This is a genomic window from Flavobacterium sp. HJSW_4 (assembly GCF_042436695.1).
In the GTDB taxonomy this organism is placed as follows: Bacteria; Bacteroidota; Bacteroidia; order Flavobacteriales; family Flavobacteriaceae; genus Flavobacterium.
The window spans coordinates 1-245 of sequence record NZ_JBHNPP010000106.1; the positions used below are offsets into that span (position 1 = coordinate 1).

Here is a 245-nt window from a genome sequence, read left to right on the forward strand (position 1 = left end):
TAACACATAGCTGTTTGTGTATTTAAGCTATGTGTATTTATGTGAGTGAAACGTCTTTTTTCGCTAGAAGCGTTGCGTTTATTGTCTGATTTAGAAAGTGTTTCGGGTCGTTTTCAATATATTGTTTCAAATTAAAATATAACGGCTGTTGTAGATTAAGCGCACACGCCAGATGCACTTGAGAATGTTTTAAAAAATATCAATGATATTCGCACTAAAAATGAGCAGTTGATTACTGTTGTTGG

General features: G+C 33.5%; 1 pseudogene. It reads left to right on the forward strand.

Annotated features, from left to right (window positions below):
• Positions 1-60: 60 nt before the first annotated feature.
• Positions 61-245: pseudogene (locus tag ACE01P_RS24495) on the forward strand (glutamate ligase domain-containing protein); the annotation flags it as partial.